Raw genomic sequence first — 19,869 nt, 5'->3', positions numbered from 1 at the left:
AAACCCCGGACATAAAATGACGGGGTTACTCAACACACTGACGTACTGTCCATTGAGACAGTACGCTTTTTTTGGTGCAAAACGCGCTTGGAATGCGCTTTCTATTTGTCCAGATCGAAAATTCGACAATTTTCTTAAAAAATCTTGTCTTCTCCTCTTTTTTTCCATAGGGTGAGTAACCGATATACATATAGATAGTTTTAGAATCGCGGAAGGTTGGGGGTTAATGATGAATTTTTCATTGCGTTGGAAGATTGCGCTGTTAGCGGTGCTGCCGCTATTGTGCTACGCACTGTCCGTCCTGTATGTACTGGGCGAACAAAGAAAGACATTCGATATTATGGCGGAGGAAATTTATGAGAAAGCGAATCAGGTAGAATCCTTGATTCTGAATGCTGACCGCGACATGTATCAGGCTTACGTTGCTTATTTGAAAATCGAGTCCGGGAAGCTGGAGCATGAACGGTTCGTCGCCGCTCAAACCGAGATGACGGAGAACAGGGACCAAGCGGTAGAACGTGTAGCGGCTGCCAAAGAGATGCTCGAAAAAGCGGATTTGCTTCATCTGGCCCATGGATCTTCAGGAAAGACGGCAGGCGAAATTTTTGATGCGTTTGACACGGCATTCAATAACTGGTTCAAGGAAGTGTATTCGGCTAGCGAAGACGGCAAGTCCGAGATTAGCGAACTGATCGACAATGACTTTCAGCTAAGCCGGAGCGGTATTGATGAAGTAGGCGAGAGCATGGATGTCCATGCCGAGGAGACGATTGCCCGAATTGAAAAGGAACTGGATAAAAACCAGTTGTCAACTCTAGTGTCCATGATCGTAGTGGCGATATTGCTTATTGGATATTCGGTTGTGATGATCAAGTTGATCATGAATACAATCCGTACTGTCGTACAGAAGACCAAGCTAGTCGGCGAAGGAGACCTGACTGTTCAGCCTGACAGCAAATACAAGAAGGACGAGCTGGGCCAAATTTCGCGTTCAGTGGACGATATGATTGCCAATATGAATGGGCTGATCGCCGGTATCGTTAACAATACGCGCAAGGTTGGCGAATCCTCCTCGCAGCTTGCAAGCGCCGCAAGCGAGTCCGCATTGGCTTCAGAGAATGTCGCGCAGAACATTCAGGAAGTAGCGACCAGCTCTGAAAGCCAGGCGCGTGGAGCGGAGGAGATGTCGCGAGCGATTGAAGAAATGGCGGTAGGCATCGGGCGAATTGCTGAGAATACATCGGATATTGCGGATCAATCAAATGTCACGACAGCGCAGGCGGATCAAGGTCAAGAATCGCTCCACCGCCTTGTAGGCCAGATGGACGAGATCAAGACGGTTATTACGAAGCTGTCCGATACAATCGGCACGCTGGAGAACCGATCGCAGCAGATTGGTGCTATTGCCGAGAACATTACGGCCTTCTCCAACCAGACGAATATCCTGTCGCTGAATGCTTCTATTGAAGCCGCGCGGGCTGGGGAGCATGGACGAGGCTTTGCCGTTGTCGCGGGCGAGATCCGCAAGCTGGCGGCAAGCTCGCTGGAATCGGCTGAACATATTAACGATCTGGTGTCGCTCACGCAGAGGGAAATCTCCGGTGCGTCGGGCTACATGAGAGAGACGATGCAGCAGGTGGAGTATGGCGGAGAACGGATGAAGGACGTAAGCCATAATCTGAATCTGATTGCGGAATCGATTACGCAAATGACGCAGCAAATTCAGGAGAATTCTGCGATTACACAGCAGATGTCGGCAAGCTCCGAGGAAGTAAGCGCATCGGTGGAGCAGAGTGCAACAAGCACCATAGCCAACTTGGAGAAGACGGAAAGCGTCGCAGCGGCGACAGAAGAGCAGCTCGCGTTAATGGAGAGTATCTCTTCTTCGTCGAAGGAACTGGATGCGATTGTCAGGGAGCTTAATAGCTCGGTGGCGCACTTTAAAGTGAAGAAATAGAAACGAGTTATCCGCTCTGGCCAAGGAATATTGGGTCGGGGCGGATTTTTGCTTGGAAGCTGAAGACAAGCTGAAAAAATGTTTTAGAAAATCATGTCACTTATCGTAACTTTTTTATACTTATCACCGTCTATGTCTGTAGATTAGAATTATGAAGTTTTAGGTAGAGGATTGGGGGAGAGGAGAAGCCTATGGCCATCATACAAAATGCTGAGATTAACGATGATCAAGAGGCTCAAACAGAGGAAGCCGTGCAGCGAGAGAGTGCAAGCGAAAGGCTTTCGCAAGGGCCCGGTGAAACGTTGCTGTCTGTCAACCAGGTTGAACGCATCTTCCAGGTTGGAGGCAGGTCTTTGCATGTCTTGAAAGGCATCCAGATGGAAGTAAAGCAGCAGCAGCTCGTTATGCTGAAGGGTCGCTCCGGCTCCGGCAAGACGACGTTGCTTAATTGTCTTGGGGGTCTGGATACACCGAGCAAAGGTGAGATTATCTTCAACGGCCAGCCGTTCAGCACGAAGAGCGACGATGAGAGAACGCTCGTAAGGCGCAAAGATATGGGGTTTATATTCCAAGCGTTCGCCTTGATGCCCCTGCTGTCTGCATGGGAGAACGTCGAGCTGTCGCTTCGCATGGCGGGCACGCCGAGGTCTGAGTGGAAGGAACGCGTAGAGGAATGCTTGACGCTTGTTGGACTTGAGAAGAGGATGCATCACCGTCCGTTCGAGTTGTCCGGCGGTGAGCAGCAGCGCGTTGCGATAGCTAAGGCCATCGCCCATAAGCCGATTATGCTGCTTGCCGACGAACCAACGGCCGAGCTGGATACGGGGATGTCTGCGCAAGTTATGGCAGTCTTTCAAAATATTATTCGCACTGAAAATGTCTCTATCTGTATGACTACACACGATCCTACAATTTTGGAGGTTGCCGATCATGTCTATGAAATGGTGGACGGGAAGTTTATTTAAACGTTCATTGATTGTTGCAATGAGCACGACAATCGTATTTACAAGCGGCTGCTCGCTGCTGCCTAAGGAGAAGGAAGAGGAAGTATTGCCGGAGATTGTGCCGGCGCAAATCTCGAAGAAACCGGAATACGAAGTCACAACAGCGAATCTGGTACAGGGCGTTCCTTTGACAGGAAAACTCATCTCCATGGAGGAAGAAACGCTGTACTTCACTCTTAACGAGAAGCATATTCAAGATGTTTATGTAAAGACAGGCGACAAGGTTCAGGCGGGCGATATTATCGCGGTGCTGGACGTTGAACTGTTGGAGAAGCAGCTCCGAAATGACCGTCTTGCGTTCCGCCGCGATGAGAACGAGATGAAGAAGACGCTTCGGGACCGCGACACGATGGAGCCGCTCGAATTCGAGGAGCAGCAGATCCAATTCGAGGAGAAGCGCCAAAAGCTCGTTGATCTTGAGGGAGAGATCGCAAAAGCGACGCTGGTTGCGCCGTTCTCCGGAACAATCGTATCGCTTAATGTTCAGAAGGGCGACACGGTGAAGGCTTATGATCCCATCGCGATCGTAGCGGACACTTCGCTCATTACCCCGGCTTCCAAGCTGACCAAAACGGAGCTTGAGAAGGTTGCAGTAGGCATGGAAGTAGAAGTGACCATTACAGGCGTAGGCAAGCTCTCCGGCAAGGTTAAGCAATTGCCGGTCAAGTCAACCGAACAGAACAACGGCGGAGGCGGCTTCCCTGGCGGCGGCAATGGCGAAAACAACAAGCCTGAGCGTCCGGAAGACTTTATGCTGCTGGATATTCCGAAGCTGCCGAAGGATCTGAACCGTGGCACGCCGGTAGCGATCAACGTCATTACGAAGCGCACTGAAAACGCCATCGTCGTTCCGCCGTCGACACTGCGCAAAATCGGGTCTCGCACCTATGTGCAGATCGTTGATGAAAACGGAAAGCGCGAGGTGGACGTTCAAGTAGGTCAGCAGACGGCTACTCAAGTGGAAATTTTACAAGGGCTTAAGCCGGGGCAGAAAGTCGTAGGTCAATAGCCATGGGTATTCCGCTGTTTCGATTCTTATTCCGCAAAATGTGGAATACGCGATGGTTGACGTTAAGTACGCTGGCTGGACTGATCCTGGCCGTCGCCTTCGCAACAAGCATACCGATGTATGCGGACGGAGCGCTTAAGCGGGTAGTAGCGGAGTCATTGCATGAGAAGAGCGAAGGCATGCCCGCTGGCTCCTTGCTGATCCGCTATCAGTCTACTCCAGGACAGACGACCGAACTGGGCGCACTGTCAACGCTGGATGAGTATATCAAAACGGAAGTTCCGAAGGACATCGGCTTTACATACTCAACTTATTTGAAAAACTACTCCATTCGCAGTGCCGATGTCGTGCCTGAAGATCCAACAAAGGTCGATGCCGGCCGTAACCGTCAGTTGACCATCATGTCGCTGACGCAGCTTAAGGACCATGCGGAGATTGTGCAAGGCCGCTGGTTCGAGGAAAGCGCAGGCAAGTCGGATATTATTGAAGCCGTTATGCTGGAAGAAGCGATGTTCCGCAATGACGTACATATCGGCGATATTTTCGAATACCCGGTATATGGCGGTCTGAACCTGACGCTTCGCGTTCAGATTGTGGGCGCGGTCAACCCGCTTGACGCGTCGGATGCTTATTGGTATCAAGGCTTCGACAGTTTGTTCAACACCCTGCAAGTGAACGAAGAGACCTTCCAGAAAGTGCTGATGGAGCAGAACAAAATCCCGCTTCATAACGCAGGCTGGTACTACTCTTTCGACTTGTCTGAGGTGAAGACGAGCCAGCTCTCTCCACTGGGACGCACGCTTAACCGGATGGATATTGAGCTGTATCAACGCTTGAAGGATACGCGGGTGGAAATTTCATTCGCTTCCATCCTGACTGAATTTAAGAAACAAAGTCTGCAATTGCAGACGCTGCTCTTCACGCTTGCCGCGCCGATGATTGCGATGGTTTTCTTCTTCATCGCGATGAACGCGCGTCAATCGCTCGACAAGCAGCGCAGCGATATCGCTGTACTGCGAAGCCGGGGGGCGGGAACCAGGCAGATTATATCGATCTATCTGCTTGAAGGTCTGTTGCTTGGCGCAATAGCGCTTGGACTTGGGCCGTTCATCGGCTGGTTCATGGCGAAGAGTATTGGCTCCGCCAACGGCTTCTTGTCCTTCGTCAATCGGAAGTCGATTCCGGTAGGTTTCTCGACGGAAGCGATGATAGCCGGCGGCAGCGCCGTTCTGCTTGCCATTATGGCGACGGTAATACCGGCCGTTATGTATGCGCGAGCATCCATCGTTAGCTACAAACAGGATCTGGCTCGCTCCGACCGCAAACCGGTCTGGCAGCGGTGGTTCCTTGATGTGCTCTTGCTGGCTGCTGCCGGATACGGCTGGTATATGTTCAACGAACGCCAGATGCTGACGTTCAAAACGGGCATGACAACGGATCAGCTGAACGTTCAGCCATTCCTGTTCTTCGTACCGGCGCTGTCGATCTTCGCACTGGGCCTGTTCTTCCTGAGACTGTTCCCATGGCTGCTGAAGCTGTTCAACTGGTTAGGACGCAAGTTCCTGCCAGTGCCGCTCTATTTGACGCTAACCCAGCTGTCCCGTTCGTCTAAGGGGTATTATCCGTTGATGATTCTCCTTGTGTTAACGCTTGGACTCGGGGTCTACAATGCGTCGGCGGCAAGAACGATCGACCTGAACTCTACGGAACGCACTCTATATAAATACGGATCAGATGTCATCATTGAGACCGTATGGCACGGATCGCCTGAGATTACTCAGCCGCCGGCTGGCGGTGGCAACGGCGGCGGTGGCGGTAATGGAGGCGGCGGTGGAGGCGGTGGCAACGGTGGCGGTGGCGGAAACGGCGGTGGAGGCGGCGGCAACAATGGCGGCGGCGTACCATCCCGTATTCTGTATAATGAACCGCCATTCGAGATTTACCGTCAGTTGGATGGCGTAGAGGCTGCTGCCCGCGTTCTGACGACGAAAGGCAACATCGTCATCTCCGGCAAGTCGATCGGCCAAGGCAATATACTTGGCATCGACAACAAAGACTTCTCGGAAGTCGCTTGGTTCCGCGACGATCTTTATCCCGTGCATCCGTACTATTATTTGCACAACCTGGGGTTATACGAGCACGCGGCGATTATTCCGAAAGGAGTTGCCGACAAGTATCAGATGAAGCTCGGCGATATCGTCTCCGTTGGCTTACCTGATGGGATGATTGAATTTACGGTTGTTGGGATTCTGCCGTATTGGCCGAGTCTGTACCCGGATAAGGCGCCATTCATTATTACGAACCTAGATTATATTTTCGACCAGATACCGATTATGCCTTACCAAGTGTGGCTGAAGATGGAACCTGACGCGCTTGTTGCGCCAGTCGTCGATGGCTTACAGAAGGCAGGTATGGAAATTGCGAGCATAAAAGACGTTCGCAGCGAGCTCCTTACTCAATCGAAGCATCCGACAAGAGGCGGCGTCTTCGGCATCCTGAGTCTTGGCTTCCTCGTATCGGTTGTCATTACGCTGGCGGGCTATGTGCTCTACTGGTTCTTCAACCTGTCGGGCCGGGTCGTACAATTCGGGGTTCTGCGAGCGATGGGATTATCGCGCAAGCAGTTGACCGGCATGCTACTTCTGGAGCAGCTGTTCACAGCAGGCCTTGCGATCGGACTTGGTGTCCTGATCGGCAAAGTGGTCAGTAAGCTCTTCCTGCCTTTCTTGCAGACGACAGAGAATGTCGCTGAGACGGTTCCGCCGTTCCGCGTTATTTTCGAAGCGAAGGATACGAACCAGCTCTTCATTGTCGTTGGCGTCATGATGCTGATAGGTGCGGGTCTGCTCTTCCTGCATATCCGCAGGCTGAAGGTGCATCAAGCAGTGAAAATGGGAGAGGAGCGTTAACGGCCAATGATCCATTGCGAAGGACTAGTTAAAATCTACAAAACAGACGATCTCGAGGTCGTTGCGCTGCAAGGTCTGAATCTGACTGTCGAGGACGGCGAGCTGATGGCCATTATCGGCAACAGCGGCAGCGGCAAATCGACGCTTCTCAATACACTTGGAGGACTTGACCGGCCATCAGCCGGTCAGGTAAAAGTCGGTCCATGGGACCTGCTTAAAATTACGGAAGAGGAATTGGTGCAGTACAAGCGGGATACGGTCGGTTTTATCTGGCAGAACAATGCCCGCAACCTCTTGCCTTATCTAAGCGCGCTTGAGAATGTGGAGATGCCGATGATGCTCTCCGGCAAGACGGATCGCGCGTACGCGAAGCAACTGCTGGAGTGGGTCGGATTGAAGGAGCGGATGCACAACAAGCTGCATCAGCTCTCCGGCGGTGAGCAGCAGCGGGTAGCGATTGCGATTTCTCTGTCGAACCGCCCCAAGCTTCTGCTGGCGGATGAGCCAACAGGCTCTGTCGACACCGCTACCTCTGACATGATTATGGGCATCTTCCGGAAGCTGAACCGGGAGATCGGCATCACGATTGTCATTGTTACGCATGACATGACCTTGGCTGGCAAGGTTGACCGCGTCGTGGCCATACGTGACGGTCTTACTAGTACGGAATTTATTAAACGCAATCCCAATATTACGGATGGGGGGGATTTAATTCAGTCTGCGGGCCGAAACCTCAATTCCGTTCATGAAGCGTACGTGGTCGTGGACCGGGTCGGACGGCTTCAGGTGCCGAAGGAGTATCTTACGGCACTGGGTATTAAAGATAAAGCATCCATGGAATTCGACGGAGAGCGGATCGTCATCTCTTCACCAAAATCATTAGGAGGTAGTGGCAATGAATAAAAATGGCCAAATCAAATCTCGTTTTTCAAGATGGACGATGATTGCTCTGACGCTCACGCTCCTTACGGGCTTGCTGTCCGCATGCAGCGGAGGCAACGATCCGTCTAAGGCTGAGTCATCAGTCATACGTATCGGCGTACTGTATGGCGGTGCCGACAATGAGCCTTACTTCCGTCAGCAGTATACGGATATGTTCGAGATGCAAAATCCGAACGTACAGTTCGAAATTGTAGGCGCGATCAATTACGAAGATCAGCGTTATGTACAGACAGAGCCTGGCAAAGAACAAGAACAGCCTGATCCGTATGAAAAAATGAAAGAAATGATGACGGGCCAAAACCCGGTTGACGTCGTCGTATTGGATTACAACATGCTGCGCCGATTCACGCAAGACAATCTGCTGCAGCCGCTTGATCCGATGATTCAGAAGGACAAATTTGATATTAGCGACTATGTGCCAACGGTTATCGACGGCATCAAGTCGGTAGGCGACAACAACATCTATGCGCTGACGCCGACGTTTACGTCTTCGGCACTCTATTATAACAAAAAGATCTTTGCAGATATGAATATTGAGCCTCCTACGGACAAAATGCAATGGGAGGATATCTTCAACAAAGCTCGTCAGGTAGCAAGCGGCGAGGGTGAAGATCGCGTCTTTGGCTTCTCCTTCAATCGCTGGGCTAACGATCCATTCAGTGACGCAAACTACTATAGCAATGCTCTGCAGCTGCGTTATTGGGATGAAAAAGGCGAGACGATGCTGGTCAATAATGATCAATGGCTAAATGTATGGGATTCAGTCTACGGTCTTCACAAAGACAAGATCGTACCAGATCAGCAGCATATGAATCAGCTGTATGAAAAGAGAAGCAGCAGCTCAGATGCGCCATTCGATCCATTCTTCGGCGATTTGTTCTTGAGCGGCAATGTCGCCATGATGATCGGCGAATCGTATTACGTGAACGAGCTTCGCAGAGCCAACGACAATGCTGCGAATATTAAAGATTTTAATATGGTAGACTGGGATGTCGTAACAGTGCCAGTAAGCGCAGCAAATCCGGATGCGGGCGGCAATATCGGTCTCAGCCAGCTGATGGGCATTAACTCGAAGGCACAAAATCCGGATGGTGCTTGGGACTTCGTCAAGTTCTCGAACAGTAAGGAATGGGCGAAGCTGAAATCGAGAAGCAACTATGAGCTTGTAGCGCGCAAGGAATTCTTGAAGCCGGTTGGCGACTTGACGTACAATATCGACGCATTTACTTCGCTTAAGCCGCTGCCGCCAGTATCCAATAATGACGATAAGCTGTCTCGTGAGAAGCCGGGTCTGTGGCAAGCTCAGAGCTTTGGCTATGAGCTGTTCCAAGAGGTCATGAACGGCACCAAGACGACGAAGGAAGCGCTCGCTGAGTGGGAGACGAAAGGCAACGCCGCGCTTCAGCAAACAAACGCAGGCGGGGGCGATGGCAACATCGATATTATGCCTGTGCCAAGAGCGATGACGGAAGAAGAAGCTGTCAAAGCTGCTGCTGGGGAAATTGATGTGGAAGAAGTATCAGTTGACGAAGTAGCAGTTGAGGAATAAGAAATGAATAAAGCCGCTGTGCAGCCTCTAAAGGCCGTACAGCGGCTTTATTCATGTTCAGGAGCTGGAGACGTTACCTTCCAGTTGGAAGGATTGATAAGCCGTCCAGGCTCCTTGATCGGTCTGGTAAAGCAGATGGATTCTATCCACATGGCTGGTATAGCGGATCTTACTTAGTTTCAGCTTGCCGTGAAGATCATGCAGTTCACCTTCGGCCATCCCTTGTCCGATCGTCACATGGGGCGTATAGACGTATTTCGGCTGTGTGATGGCTAGTGGTCCGCTGCAGATTGCTTCATGCAGCTTGATGACCGGGGCAGGGTCCTCCAGCGCATAATACAGGACAGGGCTAACTGGAAAAAAGGTGGAGACGCGATTGAAGGTCATATGGAACGGAGACGTCTGGCTCGCTGCAGCTTCTATCTGCTGGATCGCCTGCTGCAGCTGCTCATCACTCCAATTCTCTGCTTCACGCAGCGTCATATGGGGAGGAATATGGCAGTAATGCGGGTCATGACGGATGCGCCAGCTATTGGCGGCATCCTGAACTTCCTTCTCCGGGAATATGGCAATACCGAATTGCATTGCATTCAGCTCCTTTCCAAGGTTATGGTGGCTTGTTACTATTAGTATACCCGAAACATGGAATTGCTAAGAACAGAACATGCTTGTAAACGCATATTTTGGGGTATTCTATACGCAACATCGGCGCAAATGGAGGCATGCTTTCATGAAATGGGTATATTGGCTTCGCTTGTATGAGACGAAATTTCAAGCGGGATGCTTGGTGAAGCGTATGGAAAATGACTGGTGGATCTATGGCTATGATTGCCCTCGTGAGGTGGAGGTTTTTCGCTCGCGCAAGGGACGATATGGGGTGCGTTTTCTCCCGTAGCATATTTTAGAAAAAAATGCTTGACTGTAAGTATTGACCTATAGTATATTAATTCATGTCGCCATTTATTGAAGCTATTGTTCAAATGGAAATTGTCGCGGGGTGGAGCAGCTCGGTAGCTCGTCGGGCTCATAACCCGAAGGCCGCAGGTTCAAATCCTGCCCCCGCAACCAAACTTGTCGATCAATACGTTGAAATATACGTTATTCGAGGGCCCTTAGCTCAGTTGGTTAGAGCGGTCGGCTCATAACCGATTGGTCGGGGGTTCGAGTCCCTCAGGGCCCACCATTTGTCTTAGCATCACCATGCCGGGGTGGCGGAACTGGCAGACGCACAGGACTTAAAATCCTGCGGTGGGTGACCACCGTACGGGTTCGATTCCCGTCCTCGGCACTTTTACGAAATAACCCGTAGCTACGCGGTTTGCCAACGATAAGCCAATCGGAAGCAGCCGGTAAGCATACGATACATAATCGGTATATTACGCATCGTAAAACACAATCCTGACGCGCTTGGTACGTAGATGGCCGCGTAAAAGACACCTTATAACCGCGCTTTATTCGGGTCATTCCGAAAATTACGCGGAGAGGGTGTCTTTTTTATATGCGGGATCAAAGCGGACCTAGACGTAAGAATACGGTTGCTGTCAGCGGATATAACGCCAACAAATTACCGGCTGAAGCGGAGAGTTTCGAGGTTGCGGAGAGTACGTTTATACGGCGTTGTAAGATTAAAAACTTATCCGAGTTAACGGTTATTTACTACCGAGATGTACTCGGAAGGCTGCGTTCTGAAATGGGAAAGGTCGGCGTGGAAAGGCCGATAGACGTTACCCACGACCATATACACGACTTCATGTTGGAGACGCGAGAGGCCGGATCTACTGACGCGACCGTCGATAAATATATTAGGGGCTGGCGTGCATATTTTAACTTTATGACAACGGAAGGTTACGTAAAAGAGAATCCATTCGATAGTGTTATGAAAGTACGGTCGGAGAGTCGGATTATCGAAACGTTTAGTAAGCCGCAACTAAAAGAATTGTTTGATGCTCCTGACAAGTCGAAGTTTACCGGTTACCGAGATTACGTGATAATGCTTCTTCTGTTCGAGACGGGAATCCGTATTTCTGAAGCGGAGGGCGTCTCGATCCCTAATATCAATTGGCGGGAACGGAGAATAAAAGTCTATGGAAAAGGACGTAAAGAACGGTATGTCCCGTTTCAGAAAACGTTGGAGACACACTTACGTCAGTATATCGAGATACGCGGTTTGCTTGATCACGATTTCTTATTCGTTAATATCGATAACACACCGATGAGGATACGAACAATGCAGGAGAATATCCAGGAGTATGGAGTTAAGGCCGGAATCAATGGCGTACGAGTGTCACCGCATACGTTCCGGCACACAATGGCGAAGATGTACGTTATGAATGGCGGTGACCCATTATCGCTTCAGATCATACTCGGACACACGACGCTAGATATGGTGCGTAATTACGTAAATCTATTTTCGAACGACATTTCGAAGAAACACGAAAGGCACTCGCCGCTTGAAAACTTGGACGTAGATTAAAATAAGCCCCGTATAGAACCGGCATTATCCGCTGGCTCCGTACGGGGCTTTTTGTGCTTAGTATATCCGTTTCAGTAAATCCTCAATGCTTTCCTTCAAATCTACCGCGTATGTATAGTAATCCTTACCTAGAGCTTCAGGTATGTCCGCAAGACGGGCTCGTGACTCAATCATACTTATTGATAAGGTCTCTTTTTGTGCTTTTTTTATATCGATGCTACTTCTTAGGCTACCGTCAACCTTTGCTTTTACAAGTGTGTTTGTAGCTTCGAGTACATTATCAGCTAACTCAACTAGACTTTTTCGATCCCTTATATTTTCTAAATCAGTAACTGCCGACTCTAGTGCCGTGCGAAAATTTGCATAGAGAGTAGCGGCTGCTAATTCCTTCTTAGTATCCTCGTACTTTCTCCGCACTTCGACATCCTCTTTTAAATCGAGGGCTTTCTCATACACCGTGAGCGCTGATTCAAATTCGCTTCTCTCATAGTGTTGGCTAGCTTTTTCTACAAGATTTCCAAATTCTTTAGTATTTCCACATCCAGTTATGACAAAGAGCGCGACCACGATTAAAACTACCTTCCTCAATTCATCGACCATCCTTCCTAGATATTTATAGTTCAATTTTACCAGTTAGTCCGAATGTTTACGACAAATATTTTCGTCAAAGTGTGCGAACTATCCCGTCATTACGACTATGTAAGTGTAAGCCGATTTAACCCGTTAATTCCCCGTCTAATCGCGCCCTAAGATCGCTGGTCACTGAATGCACTACCGGTCGATTACGACGCGTCTACGGGCAAATTAGACGGAAATTTCACGCTGATATGTGCGAAACGGAGTACAGCGGCGGTTATACGTATGAGGGCGAAATACAATCGATCCCTATCGCAATCCCGACGTATCAACTCGTATTTGCACTTTTTGTATACTACGGAGTTTTCGCCCGTACGGTTCCGTCCATTTCACGGCTGTTTACGTGGGACAAAAAACGTCCCCTGAAAATTACGTGAAATTATCGGTTAATTGTCCGATCGGCTACCGTAACCCTATTTCGTAGCTAGGACGACAAAAACGCCGTGTTCAGAACGGTAAAAACAAGGAACGGAGGTGGCGGGCTAATGTCGGATATTCGGGCGGGTCCGGAAATGGGTGGGCGTAAGGGGTTTTCTTTTATATTAAAACCTCAACGTGTCCGATATGTATTGATAATCCCGTTATTCAAACACGATTTTCGTTTGAATGGCGGAAGTATTAATAGAACGTAGTGATATTAATACTTAAGTTCTTTAAAGTCTTTTAAATCTTTAAAGATAAAAGATTTAATAAAATAACGTATCGGCCGCATAATGTCAACCGTTATTTTCATTTCCGCTACAATTCGCCTTAATCGTTTGCACTATTTGTATACTCGATAAATTAACGAGGAGTGACGTATTCATGACGAAAGTAAACGAAACTATCCCGCAAGTCCCAACGATTCCCTGCGATGTTGCGGAAGCAATCGAAAAGATGAAGGGGACGTTCGGGGCGACGAATATGACGGCAATAATGCGGTCAGTACTCGATTCAAATTATAACGGTCCTGTTACGTTAAAGCTCCGATCCATCCCGTTCAATACGTTACTGGCCGCGATCAGCAACGGTTATGAAATCGAACTGTCTCCGGAAGAAGCTGCGGAGAAGGAACGTAAAGAGACCTACGAAACTCTACGCAGAGAGTACGTGTCTATCCGACGTAAGCAGCGTGAGTGGGTTAGTTTACACTGGAAGACGGCTGAAGAGTACCGTCATTTAGCGGACGGCATCCAATTCGCGGTCCGCACGTTAAAACTCGATATCCCGGAGGTGACCGAATAATGACGACTAACGTAACGAAGTCGAAGTCCACCGCAGCCGAACCGTCCATTATCGCAATCAATGCGACGTACGGGTTCACCGTTTCTGACCGCGAATACAGCTTATACAAACGCGTTACCGTTGACCCAACGAAAGCACCGTCATATAAGGTGCAGCCGGGCGTAACTCCTCCGGAACCCTACGAAGACTGGCGGCCGGTCAATCGCTATTATCCGCAAACGACGGACGGGCTCCGTTCGATGCTCTTATTCGTAACTCACCGGTCCGTTAACGATTCATTTATCGGCAGTAGCGTCGGGGAATACTTGTCCGCGATGCCATGGCGGAGCTGCTGCGCGAAAACGACGCTTATCATAATGCGCGGCGTGCGGAACTACAAGCGGAGGTTGACCGGCTGCGGGCAAACATACAGGTGCTGAAGACGTACGCGGCTGGACAAGCGTGTCATTACGGAGACTTAGCGCCGAGAGCCCGTTTGATGGCGGGTTATTACCAGGGCAAGGCGGACGTGTACGCAGAGGTGGCGTATATAGCAGATAGTGCTTATATCATACGTGAGGATATCTCGCAAGAAGAATAGCATTGGGATACAACGGTAAAACTCCAAATTCGTTCAATTTACGTATGTTTTCAAGTCGGGATCTGGAAGTGTTTCTCCCGAATGCTCTGTTTTTCTCAGAATTGCTTAGTTGCGAGAAATTACGAAGGAAGGTTACGATTATGCCACAAATAGGAAAAACAACACGCAACCGAATAACCGCCGAACAACGCCGCGACTGGCCGAATCTTCCTACGATGTATTGGAATACGTTAACTTTTACGGAGTATTTTCGCGGTATGAACAAACTGTTGTACGGGGCCGAATATGCGCCCCTCCGCAATTGGAAGTTCGAGCAAGGCGTGATTAAACGTCAGCTCGACGAATACGGTCCGGAGATCCTCCGCGCCGCGTTTGACGAGTGTTTCCGAACCTATCGGTCTACCCACGATTATCCGATCTTAACGGCTGGATTTGCGGTCGCGTATCGGATTAACGGGATTATTCCGAAGCTGCTGGCGGAGAAAGCGGAGGCCGAGCGGCGGGAAACGGAGAAGCAGGCGGCGTCAACGGTGAGCGCGGCGGAGCTGAAGGCGCTGTGGTAATCGAGTAGAGCGTGTGATTTCGGACAACTTCTGTATAACTATTAAAAGGGGGCGTCGCAATGAAACGACGATTAAATCGGACGGAATACGCAACGTGTCAGCAAGCGCTGGCCGAACATACGGAAACGTTGTGGCTGCGGTTTGCTGACAGAGAGATTAGCGAAGGTACATTTGCGCGGCTGGATACGAAATTGACCGAGTGGGAGGCGGAGTTGGAACGGAAGAGGCCGGTTCGTTTATGGAGGGAACGGACTCGGCCGAGCGTTGGCGTGGGATGACGTGAATATTAACGTCTAAGTTTTCCGTAAGCCGACTCGTAATTAGAAGCGAGTCGTTCCTCACGAACGAACGTCACATAACCGCTTGATGTCAAAGTAAACGGGGGTAAATCTTCTGGACGAACGGAGTTGGCGACTATTGCAGCGTTGTTTTGACCGTTAATATCAGTAATTAATGCGATTAGCGAAGGGTCGTTCCGCTCTGCAATATCTTGTAATACGTATTGTCTGTAAGTGTACGCGTTAAGATAACAAAGAAGATCAACGGCCATCCTTTTTTCAACTTGGACTCGTTTGCTAAGCATGGGAAGAATATCACGGTCCCATTCAGGCCATTCAATCGGAACGCCAGGAAGAACATCTAAAAGTTGGTACTTCGGTTTTATACTATTAAGTCCTATCCACATCAAAAGCAGTCTAATCAGAGTATCATTATCGGATACATACTTTAGAGCGGGAAGTGATGTGTTATACGCTGCAATCATTCTTTTCGTATTTGCTTTGTGAAAGTTTGACATACCGAAGTGTTCAGCGGAAAGACTATTCGACTTGTTGACCATCTCGACCGCTTCTGAAACACGGCCAGTAAAGAAAACTTTTTCGGCTTCATTGAATAGGGTATCTGACTGTTCTTTTAGGGTCATATTTTCCCTCCAAGAGTTCTTTCAATTAGTCAAAATCGACTTCGTCGGAAAGTCCGAGAAGAAAGTCAGCAGAAACGTTCAAGTACTTGGCTACTTTTACTACGACATCAACTGGAAATTCCCTCCGGCCTGACATATAGCCGTTAAAAGTTTGCGGGAGAACATCTATAGCGGCGGCCAAGTCTTTTTGCTGGATACTTCGCTTATTAATGACTACATTTATACGTTCGGAAATCATTTAAAACACCTCTTGACAATACGCGAAACGCGTATTAGTATTAAAGCGTAGGAGAAACGCAAAACGCGTATTGAAATCGATTTTACAAACCGAATTATACCATACAACGTATCCACTTACCACGTATTACAATCCGCTTCCTCAAACGCAGCGTCCGATCTTCCAACGGCATCCTCGCCATCATCGGACAAGCGCGCAACACCCCGCATCAAACCTCGAAATAACCTCCGTATAGTTATCGTTAATCTGACGTTTCCTCAACGCAGAGTTGACGAAAAGGGACGAAGCCCTCTATTTCGTTCCGAAACTGGCGAGAGGCTATTCGTGTCTCTGCGTCAAGAAGTACATCGAATAAGAAGGGAGATGATCGTTATGCAAAAAAGAAGACCGTCTACTTTTATTCAGCCTGAAATACTTGAAGATTATTTGGAATACTTGACGGACCAAGTGGAAAAAGGCGAAGAATTTGCAACGTTATCTATACACCAAATATCTTCGTTAATAACTGCTTACTTAGAACTACTACGAAAGTAAAAGTAGTTGCTTCGCATTATACCGAAAGCATAAAGGGAGTTGTGAAAATGTTACAGGTCAGCGTTAAGTATAGAACGAACATGGGACATAGAACCGTTAAACGCACTCTGCGAACCGACGACAAAGGTAGTCTGTACGTCATAATCAACAGTTACAAGTGGTTTGTTAGTCCTGTTACTTTAAATGATGGAACCATTGTGTGGTACGTCGGCGAGTATTGCGTAAGCCTTAAGCCTATAACAGTACGATTACAAACGAAGGAGCTGACGAAAATGGGCAACGAAAAACCACGATACATCGCAAGCCCATACAGTTATTACGGAGACAGCAGCCGCCCACGCACCTATTCCGTTTGGGATACGAAAGGAGGCGAGTGGACCGGAGATTTCGTCGGCAACAAGGAAGGCGCGCAGGAGGTGGCGGATAACTTGAATTACAAATACTACGAATGTACCGAATGCGGTTACGTTCAAGTCGAAGAGGCTACGCTAACCGAATTTAAATGCGACCATTGTAGCCGTCGTGTGATTATTTCGTACGAAGCCGTATTAGCCGAAACGCCAGCAGCCACGCCAGCCCTTCCGAACATCAAAACGGCGACCGACGAACTTCACCGCTGCTTCCGCGCTTTCAATGACCACTACTTTAACGGCGAGGTCGCCGAGCCCGCTATTACGATCCAAGCGGCAGGTAAACGCCAGGCTTACGGATGGTGTTCGCTTGTACCGTTCTGGCACCGGCCCGGCGCGGAAGGTGACGGAAGCGAGCCGGATGGTCATCGTTACGAAATCAACTTGTCGGCCGAACATATGGCACGCGACCATTACGATATCCTGCGTACGCTGCTACACGAAATGGTCCATTTGCACAACGTACACATCGGCGTTCAAGACGTATCGCGCGGCGGAACGTACCACAACCTACGATTCAAGGCGGCCTGCGAACGGGATAATATGTTCTATTACGATTTCGACAAGCCAGATAAGAAAATCGGATGGTCTGCGGCCAAACTGACGGATGAGACGCGGGCGTTCATTGATACAATCGGTGTCAGCTCGGAAGCCTTCGGATTGTACCGGGCAGTTCCGGAAAAGGCGAAGAAGACGTCCAATTCGTTCAAGCTCGAATGTCCGGACTGTGGCGCAAAAGTACGGGCGAGTAAACCGGGATTGCTAATCCGATGTAAGCCGTGCGACGTCGATATGGAGGAAATCTAACGGTAAGTGAAACGTTGAATATTCATATTCAATCTAACGAAAGGATGACGAAAAATGAACGAATCGACTCGTAATCGAAAGTCCGCACGACCTACGGTTAACACTTCGCTTGCTGCCCGTATCGCAACCGGACGCCATCTTCTACGCGTCAAACGGCTTGGCCTGGCGGATCATATCGGCGGCTTCGGCGAATGGATTGCGCTATGCGGCTACACACGGCAGCAGGCGGACAGGCTCGTGCGGCTGGCGGTGATAGCGGAAGGAACGGGAAGCGTTGAAAGCGCAGCAGCGGTATGAAGAAGCAAGCCGACCGCGTCCGTTACTATGTACGGAAGATACACATATGCGGACAACGGAAAATGAGCGGACAATTTGTTCCGAGTAATCGACACGAACGGTTATTATCGTATCGTGACGCAATGCGGAGGAGGCTAACGAAATGAAATACGTTTCTGATTACGTAGGTCGAGCGCCAGTTATGTTTCGCGAGTTGGCGGACATGGCGAGAACTGCCGGTAACGAGCGGCTACGGCGAGTATGGGCTGCGAATATAGAACTAAGGAGGACGATGAGATGAACGAAGCGGTGACCGCTGTACTAATGGACATCCAACGCGAAATAGCGCAGCAGATTGGTGCAGGCGTTGACGTACATTATTCCGAAGGAAAAGGCGCGTTGTTTGTTCCGGAAGGTGCAGCACTGACGCCGGATAACGTGATTTATGCGGAACACGACATGAGTCTGCGGATTAAGGAGCAACTACGTAGAATGTCTGCGTAAGGAGGGAAACGAATTGAGACGACAAAGAGTAGTGAGAACATATCCGAAAGGATTCACTAATCCAACAGCGGCATTATCTACGGCATTAAACGAAGGTTGGATAGTGATAATTTCTAATCCTTTTGATTGCGGAAATGGTCAAATAGGAACAGAGTATATTCTCGAAAAATAATTTCACTTGCGAAGTACGGAGGTGAGCAGTAGTGACAACGAGATCTCAGGTATTACTCGAAGAGGGACTATATGCCGTTAGAAGTGGTTTGTCAATAATCGGATTCGTACGCGCTATGGACGCAATGTTGGCGCATAAAAAAGCGACAGCCATTTTCGGAACGCACGACGGCGTCACATCGGCAATTATCGTTTTCGATACGTAGGGACTATAGTCATTGACGTTATAGTATTTATAGTATATATTTACAATAATCACTATAGTATCGAGAGGTGACGAACTATTAGCGCCAATAATCACTCATCAAAATGCATTCTACGTAAACCATGCGGAATAGCCGGACGTGACGGCTGCGACCGATTCTGCCCGTCATACATCGCAATCCACGGACTTAATGGCGACGGCGGCCGTAATGGTGCAGCGGGCATACCCGCCGAATATCGGCTGCTAACGCTTAATACGAGCCCGGCCCGCGAAGGTCAATCGGCGGTCTACACGGCGTTGGTGGATTACGTGAAAACATTCGGCCGACAGTTTGTTCCGGACGGCGATCGGATCAAATCCGTATATCTATATTCGGCGGAACCAGGCACCGGAAAGACAACGACGGCGGCTGCGCTGCTCAATGAATATTTAACCGTTCATTACATCGGATCGGTTCAGCGCAGGCAGCAACCGGTGGAGAAACCCGTGTATTTCCTTGACGTTAACGATTGGCAGCGACTCTATAACGGATTCACGCGTAAGGGCGTGCCGCAAGATGTAGCGGAAGTAAACTCACGTGAATATTACAGACGTGAGGGAATCGCCAGTCGTACGCCATTTCTCGTAATGGACGATATAGGCGTTCGGGAATGTACCGAAGGATTTCGCGGTGATATCCACGCGCTCATTAACGAGAGGGTGACGTCCCGGCTTCCGACAGTCTATACGTCCAACGTTCCTTTATCGGAGTTGGCGTCCGTTTATGACCGGCGGCTGGCGGATCGAGTACGGGATATGTGCATTAACCTAACGTTCCAGGGCGAGAGTAAGCGTGGGATACGGTAAATCAGTTCGGGAAATAAGGGAAATATTCATTTCATGCAAAAAACAAATGAAAATAGGTAAAAACGTAAACCCGAAAAACGGAATTACGAGTAAATCTGAGATAAAGCGAG

22 protein-coding genes and 3 tRNA genes are annotated in these 19,869 nt (G+C 49.3%); 21 read left to right on the top strand and 4 right to left on the bottom strand.

All coding sequences use genetic code 11. From position 1 onward, the window contains the following. Positions 1–226 precede the first annotated feature (226 nt). The 6 genes from ACFVSO_RS07775 to ACFVSO_RS07750 all read left to right on the top strand — a co-directional run bounded on the left by ACFVSO_RS07775 (position 227) and on the right by ACFVSO_RS07750 (position 9,370). A complete protein-coding gene (locus ACFVSO_RS07775; protein ID WP_387471873.1) occupies positions 227–1,957 on the top strand; it encodes a methyl-accepting chemotaxis protein in 1,731 nt (576 codons plus the stop codon). A 191-nt stretch (positions 1,958–2,148) separates the two neighbouring features. Further along, complete coding sequence (locus ACFVSO_RS07770; RefSeq protein WP_387471871.1) at positions 2,149–2,922, top strand: ABC transporter ATP-binding protein; 774 nt, start codon at positions 2,149–2,151, stop codon at positions 2,920–2,922. After that, the gene (locus tag ACFVSO_RS07765) at positions 2,888–3,970 is read left to right on the top strand and encodes an efflux RND transporter periplasmic adaptor subunit (RefSeq protein ID WP_387471869.1); all 1,083 of its coding nucleotides are present in this window, start codon (positions 2,888–2,890) and stop codon (positions 3,968–3,970) included. The genes ACFVSO_RS07770 and ACFVSO_RS07765 overlap by 35 nt, the downstream gene beginning before the upstream one ends. Positions 3,971–3,972: 2 nt before the next feature. Next, on the top strand, positions 3,973–6,879 hold the full coding sequence (locus ACFVSO_RS07760) for an ABC transporter permease (RefSeq protein WP_387471867.1): 2,907 nt from the start codon (positions 3,973–3,975) through the stop codon (positions 6,877–6,879). 6 nt (positions 6,880–6,885) lie between these two features. Next, positions 6,886–7,782 (top strand): ABC transporter ATP-binding protein, encoded by an 897-nt coding sequence (locus ACFVSO_RS07755; protein ID WP_387471865.1) that lies wholly within the window; start codon positions 6,886–6,888, stop codon positions 7,780–7,782. Continuing rightward, positions 7,775–9,370, top strand: a complete 1,596-nt coding sequence (locus ACFVSO_RS07750; protein WP_387471863.1) for an ABC transporter substrate-binding protein — start codon at positions 7,775–7,777, stop codon at positions 9,368–9,370. Before ACFVSO_RS07755 ends, ACFVSO_RS07750 begins: the two co-directional genes overlap by 8 nt. Before the next feature lie 57 nt (positions 9,371–9,427). On the opposite strand, the gene ACFVSO_RS07745 is transcribed toward ACFVSO_RS07750, so the two are convergent. Next, the gene (locus ACFVSO_RS07745; RefSeq protein WP_387471861.1) at positions 9,428–9,955 is read right to left on the bottom strand and encodes a 2'-5' RNA ligase family protein; all 528 of its coding nucleotides are present in this window, start codon (positions 9,953–9,955) and stop codon (positions 9,428–9,430) included. 145 nt (positions 9,956–10,100) lie between these two features. On the opposite strand from ACFVSO_RS07745, the gene ACFVSO_RS07740 reads away from it, so the two are divergent. From ACFVSO_RS07740 to ACFVSO_RS07720, 5 genes are all read left to right on the top strand, one after another. Next, positions 10,101–10,265, top strand: coding sequence for a hypothetical protein (locus tag ACFVSO_RS07740; protein ID WP_387471859.1), 165 nt, complete (start codon positions 10,101–10,103; stop codon positions 10,263–10,265). A 96-nt stretch (positions 10,266–10,361) separates the two neighbouring features. Next, a tRNA-Met gene (locus tag ACFVSO_RS07735) sits at positions 10,362–10,438 on the top strand. A gap of 38 nt (positions 10,439–10,476) precedes the next feature. After that, a tRNA-Ile gene (locus ACFVSO_RS07730) sits at positions 10,477–10,553 on the top strand. A 19-nt stretch (positions 10,554–10,572) separates the two neighbouring features. Continuing rightward, positions 10,573–10,658, top strand: a tRNA-Leu gene (locus ACFVSO_RS07725). Positions 10,659–10,868: 210 nt separating this feature from the next. Then, positions 10,869–11,843, top strand: a complete 975-nt coding sequence (locus tag ACFVSO_RS07720) for a tyrosine-type recombinase/integrase (RefSeq protein WP_387471857.1) — start codon at positions 10,869–10,871, stop codon at positions 11,841–11,843. 57 nt (positions 11,844–11,900) lie between these two features. Here ACFVSO_RS07720 and ACFVSO_RS07715 read toward each other — a convergent pair whose 3' ends face one another. Then, positions 11,901–12,431: a hypothetical protein gene (locus ACFVSO_RS07715; protein WP_387471855.1), complete on the bottom strand. Its 531-nt coding sequence runs from the start codon at positions 12,429–12,431 to the stop codon at positions 11,901–11,903. Positions 12,432–13,283: 852 nt separating this feature from the next. Here ACFVSO_RS07715 and ACFVSO_RS07710 point away from each other — a divergent pair. The 4 genes from ACFVSO_RS07710 to ACFVSO_RS07695 all read left to right on the top strand — a co-directional run bounded on the left by ACFVSO_RS07710 (position 13,284) and on the right by ACFVSO_RS07695 (position 15,124). Further along, positions 13,284–13,703: a hypothetical protein gene (locus ACFVSO_RS07710; protein WP_387471853.1), complete on the top strand. Its 420-nt coding sequence runs from the start codon at positions 13,284–13,286 to the stop codon at positions 13,701–13,703. Next, positions 13,703–14,122 carry a hypothetical protein gene (locus ACFVSO_RS07705; protein ID WP_387471851.1) on the top strand — a complete coding sequence of 140 codons (420 nt, stop codon included), beginning with the start codon at positions 13,703–13,705 and terminating at the stop codon, positions 14,120–14,122. The genes ACFVSO_RS07710 and ACFVSO_RS07705 overlap by 1 nt, the downstream gene beginning before the upstream one ends. Positions 14,123–14,423: 301 nt before the next feature. After that, on the top strand, positions 14,424–14,846 hold the full coding sequence (locus tag ACFVSO_RS07700) for a hypothetical protein (protein WP_387471848.1): 423 nt from the start codon (positions 14,424–14,426) through the stop codon (positions 14,844–14,846). Between the two features lie 59 nt (positions 14,847–14,905). Next, the gene (locus tag ACFVSO_RS07695; protein ID WP_387471846.1) at positions 14,906–15,124 is read left to right on the top strand and encodes a hypothetical protein; all 219 of its coding nucleotides are present in this window, start codon (positions 14,906–14,908) and stop codon (positions 15,122–15,124) included. A gap of 8 nt (positions 15,125–15,132) precedes the next feature. On the opposite strand, the gene ACFVSO_RS07690 is transcribed toward ACFVSO_RS07695, so the two are convergent. Continuing rightward, entirely contained in the window at positions 15,133–15,768 is a 636-nt protein-coding gene (locus ACFVSO_RS07690) for a hypothetical protein (protein WP_387471843.1), read from the bottom strand. Positions 15,769–15,793: 25 nt separating this feature from the next. Next, positions 15,794–16,006: a helix-turn-helix domain-containing protein gene (locus ACFVSO_RS07685; protein WP_387471840.1), complete on the bottom strand. Its 213-nt coding sequence runs from the start codon at positions 16,004–16,006 to the stop codon at positions 15,794–15,796. Between the two features lie 372 nt (positions 16,007–16,378). On the opposite strand from ACFVSO_RS07685, the gene ACFVSO_RS07680 reads away from it, so the two are divergent. The 6 genes from ACFVSO_RS07680 (at position 16,379) to ACFVSO_RS07655 (ending at position 19,759) form a co-directional block, all read left to right on the top strand. Then, positions 16,379–16,540: a hypothetical protein gene (locus ACFVSO_RS07680; RefSeq protein ID WP_387471838.1), complete on the top strand. Its 162-nt coding sequence runs from the start codon at positions 16,379–16,381 to the stop codon at positions 16,538–16,540. Between the two features lie 272 nt (positions 16,541–16,812). Then, complete coding sequence (locus tag ACFVSO_RS07675; protein ID WP_387471836.1) at positions 16,813–17,757, top strand: SprT-like domain-containing protein; 945 nt, start codon at positions 16,813–16,815, stop codon at positions 17,755–17,757. A gap of 54 nt (positions 17,758–17,811) precedes the next feature. Beyond that, the gene (locus ACFVSO_RS07670) at positions 17,812–18,054 is read left to right on the top strand and encodes a hypothetical protein (RefSeq protein ID WP_387471834.1); all 243 of its coding nucleotides are present in this window, start codon (positions 17,812–17,814) and stop codon (positions 18,052–18,054) included. 276 nt (positions 18,055–18,330) lie between these two features. Next, entirely contained in the window at positions 18,331–18,537 is a 207-nt protein-coding gene (locus tag ACFVSO_RS07665; protein WP_387471832.1) for a hypothetical protein, read from the top strand. 13 nt (positions 18,538–18,550) lie between these two features. Further along, the gene (locus ACFVSO_RS07660) at positions 18,551–18,709 is read left to right on the top strand and encodes a hypothetical protein (protein WP_387471829.1); all 159 of its coding nucleotides are present in this window, start codon (positions 18,551–18,553) and stop codon (positions 18,707–18,709) included. 513 nt (positions 18,710–19,222) lie between these two features. Then, on the top strand, positions 19,223–19,759 hold the full coding sequence (locus tag ACFVSO_RS07655; protein ID WP_387471827.1) for a P-loop NTPase family protein: 537 nt from the start codon (positions 19,223–19,225) through the stop codon (positions 19,757–19,759). The last annotated feature ends 110 nt before the right edge of the window (positions 19,760–19,869 follow it).

Source organism: Paenibacillus sp. NPDC057967 (genome assembly GCF_042887015.1).
Classification (GTDB): Bacteria; Bacillota; Bacilli; order Paenibacillales; family Paenibacillaceae; genus Pristimantibacillus.
The sequence above is the reverse complement of the archived record's forward strand: the minus strand, read 5'-3'. Positions and strand labels throughout refer to the sequence as shown.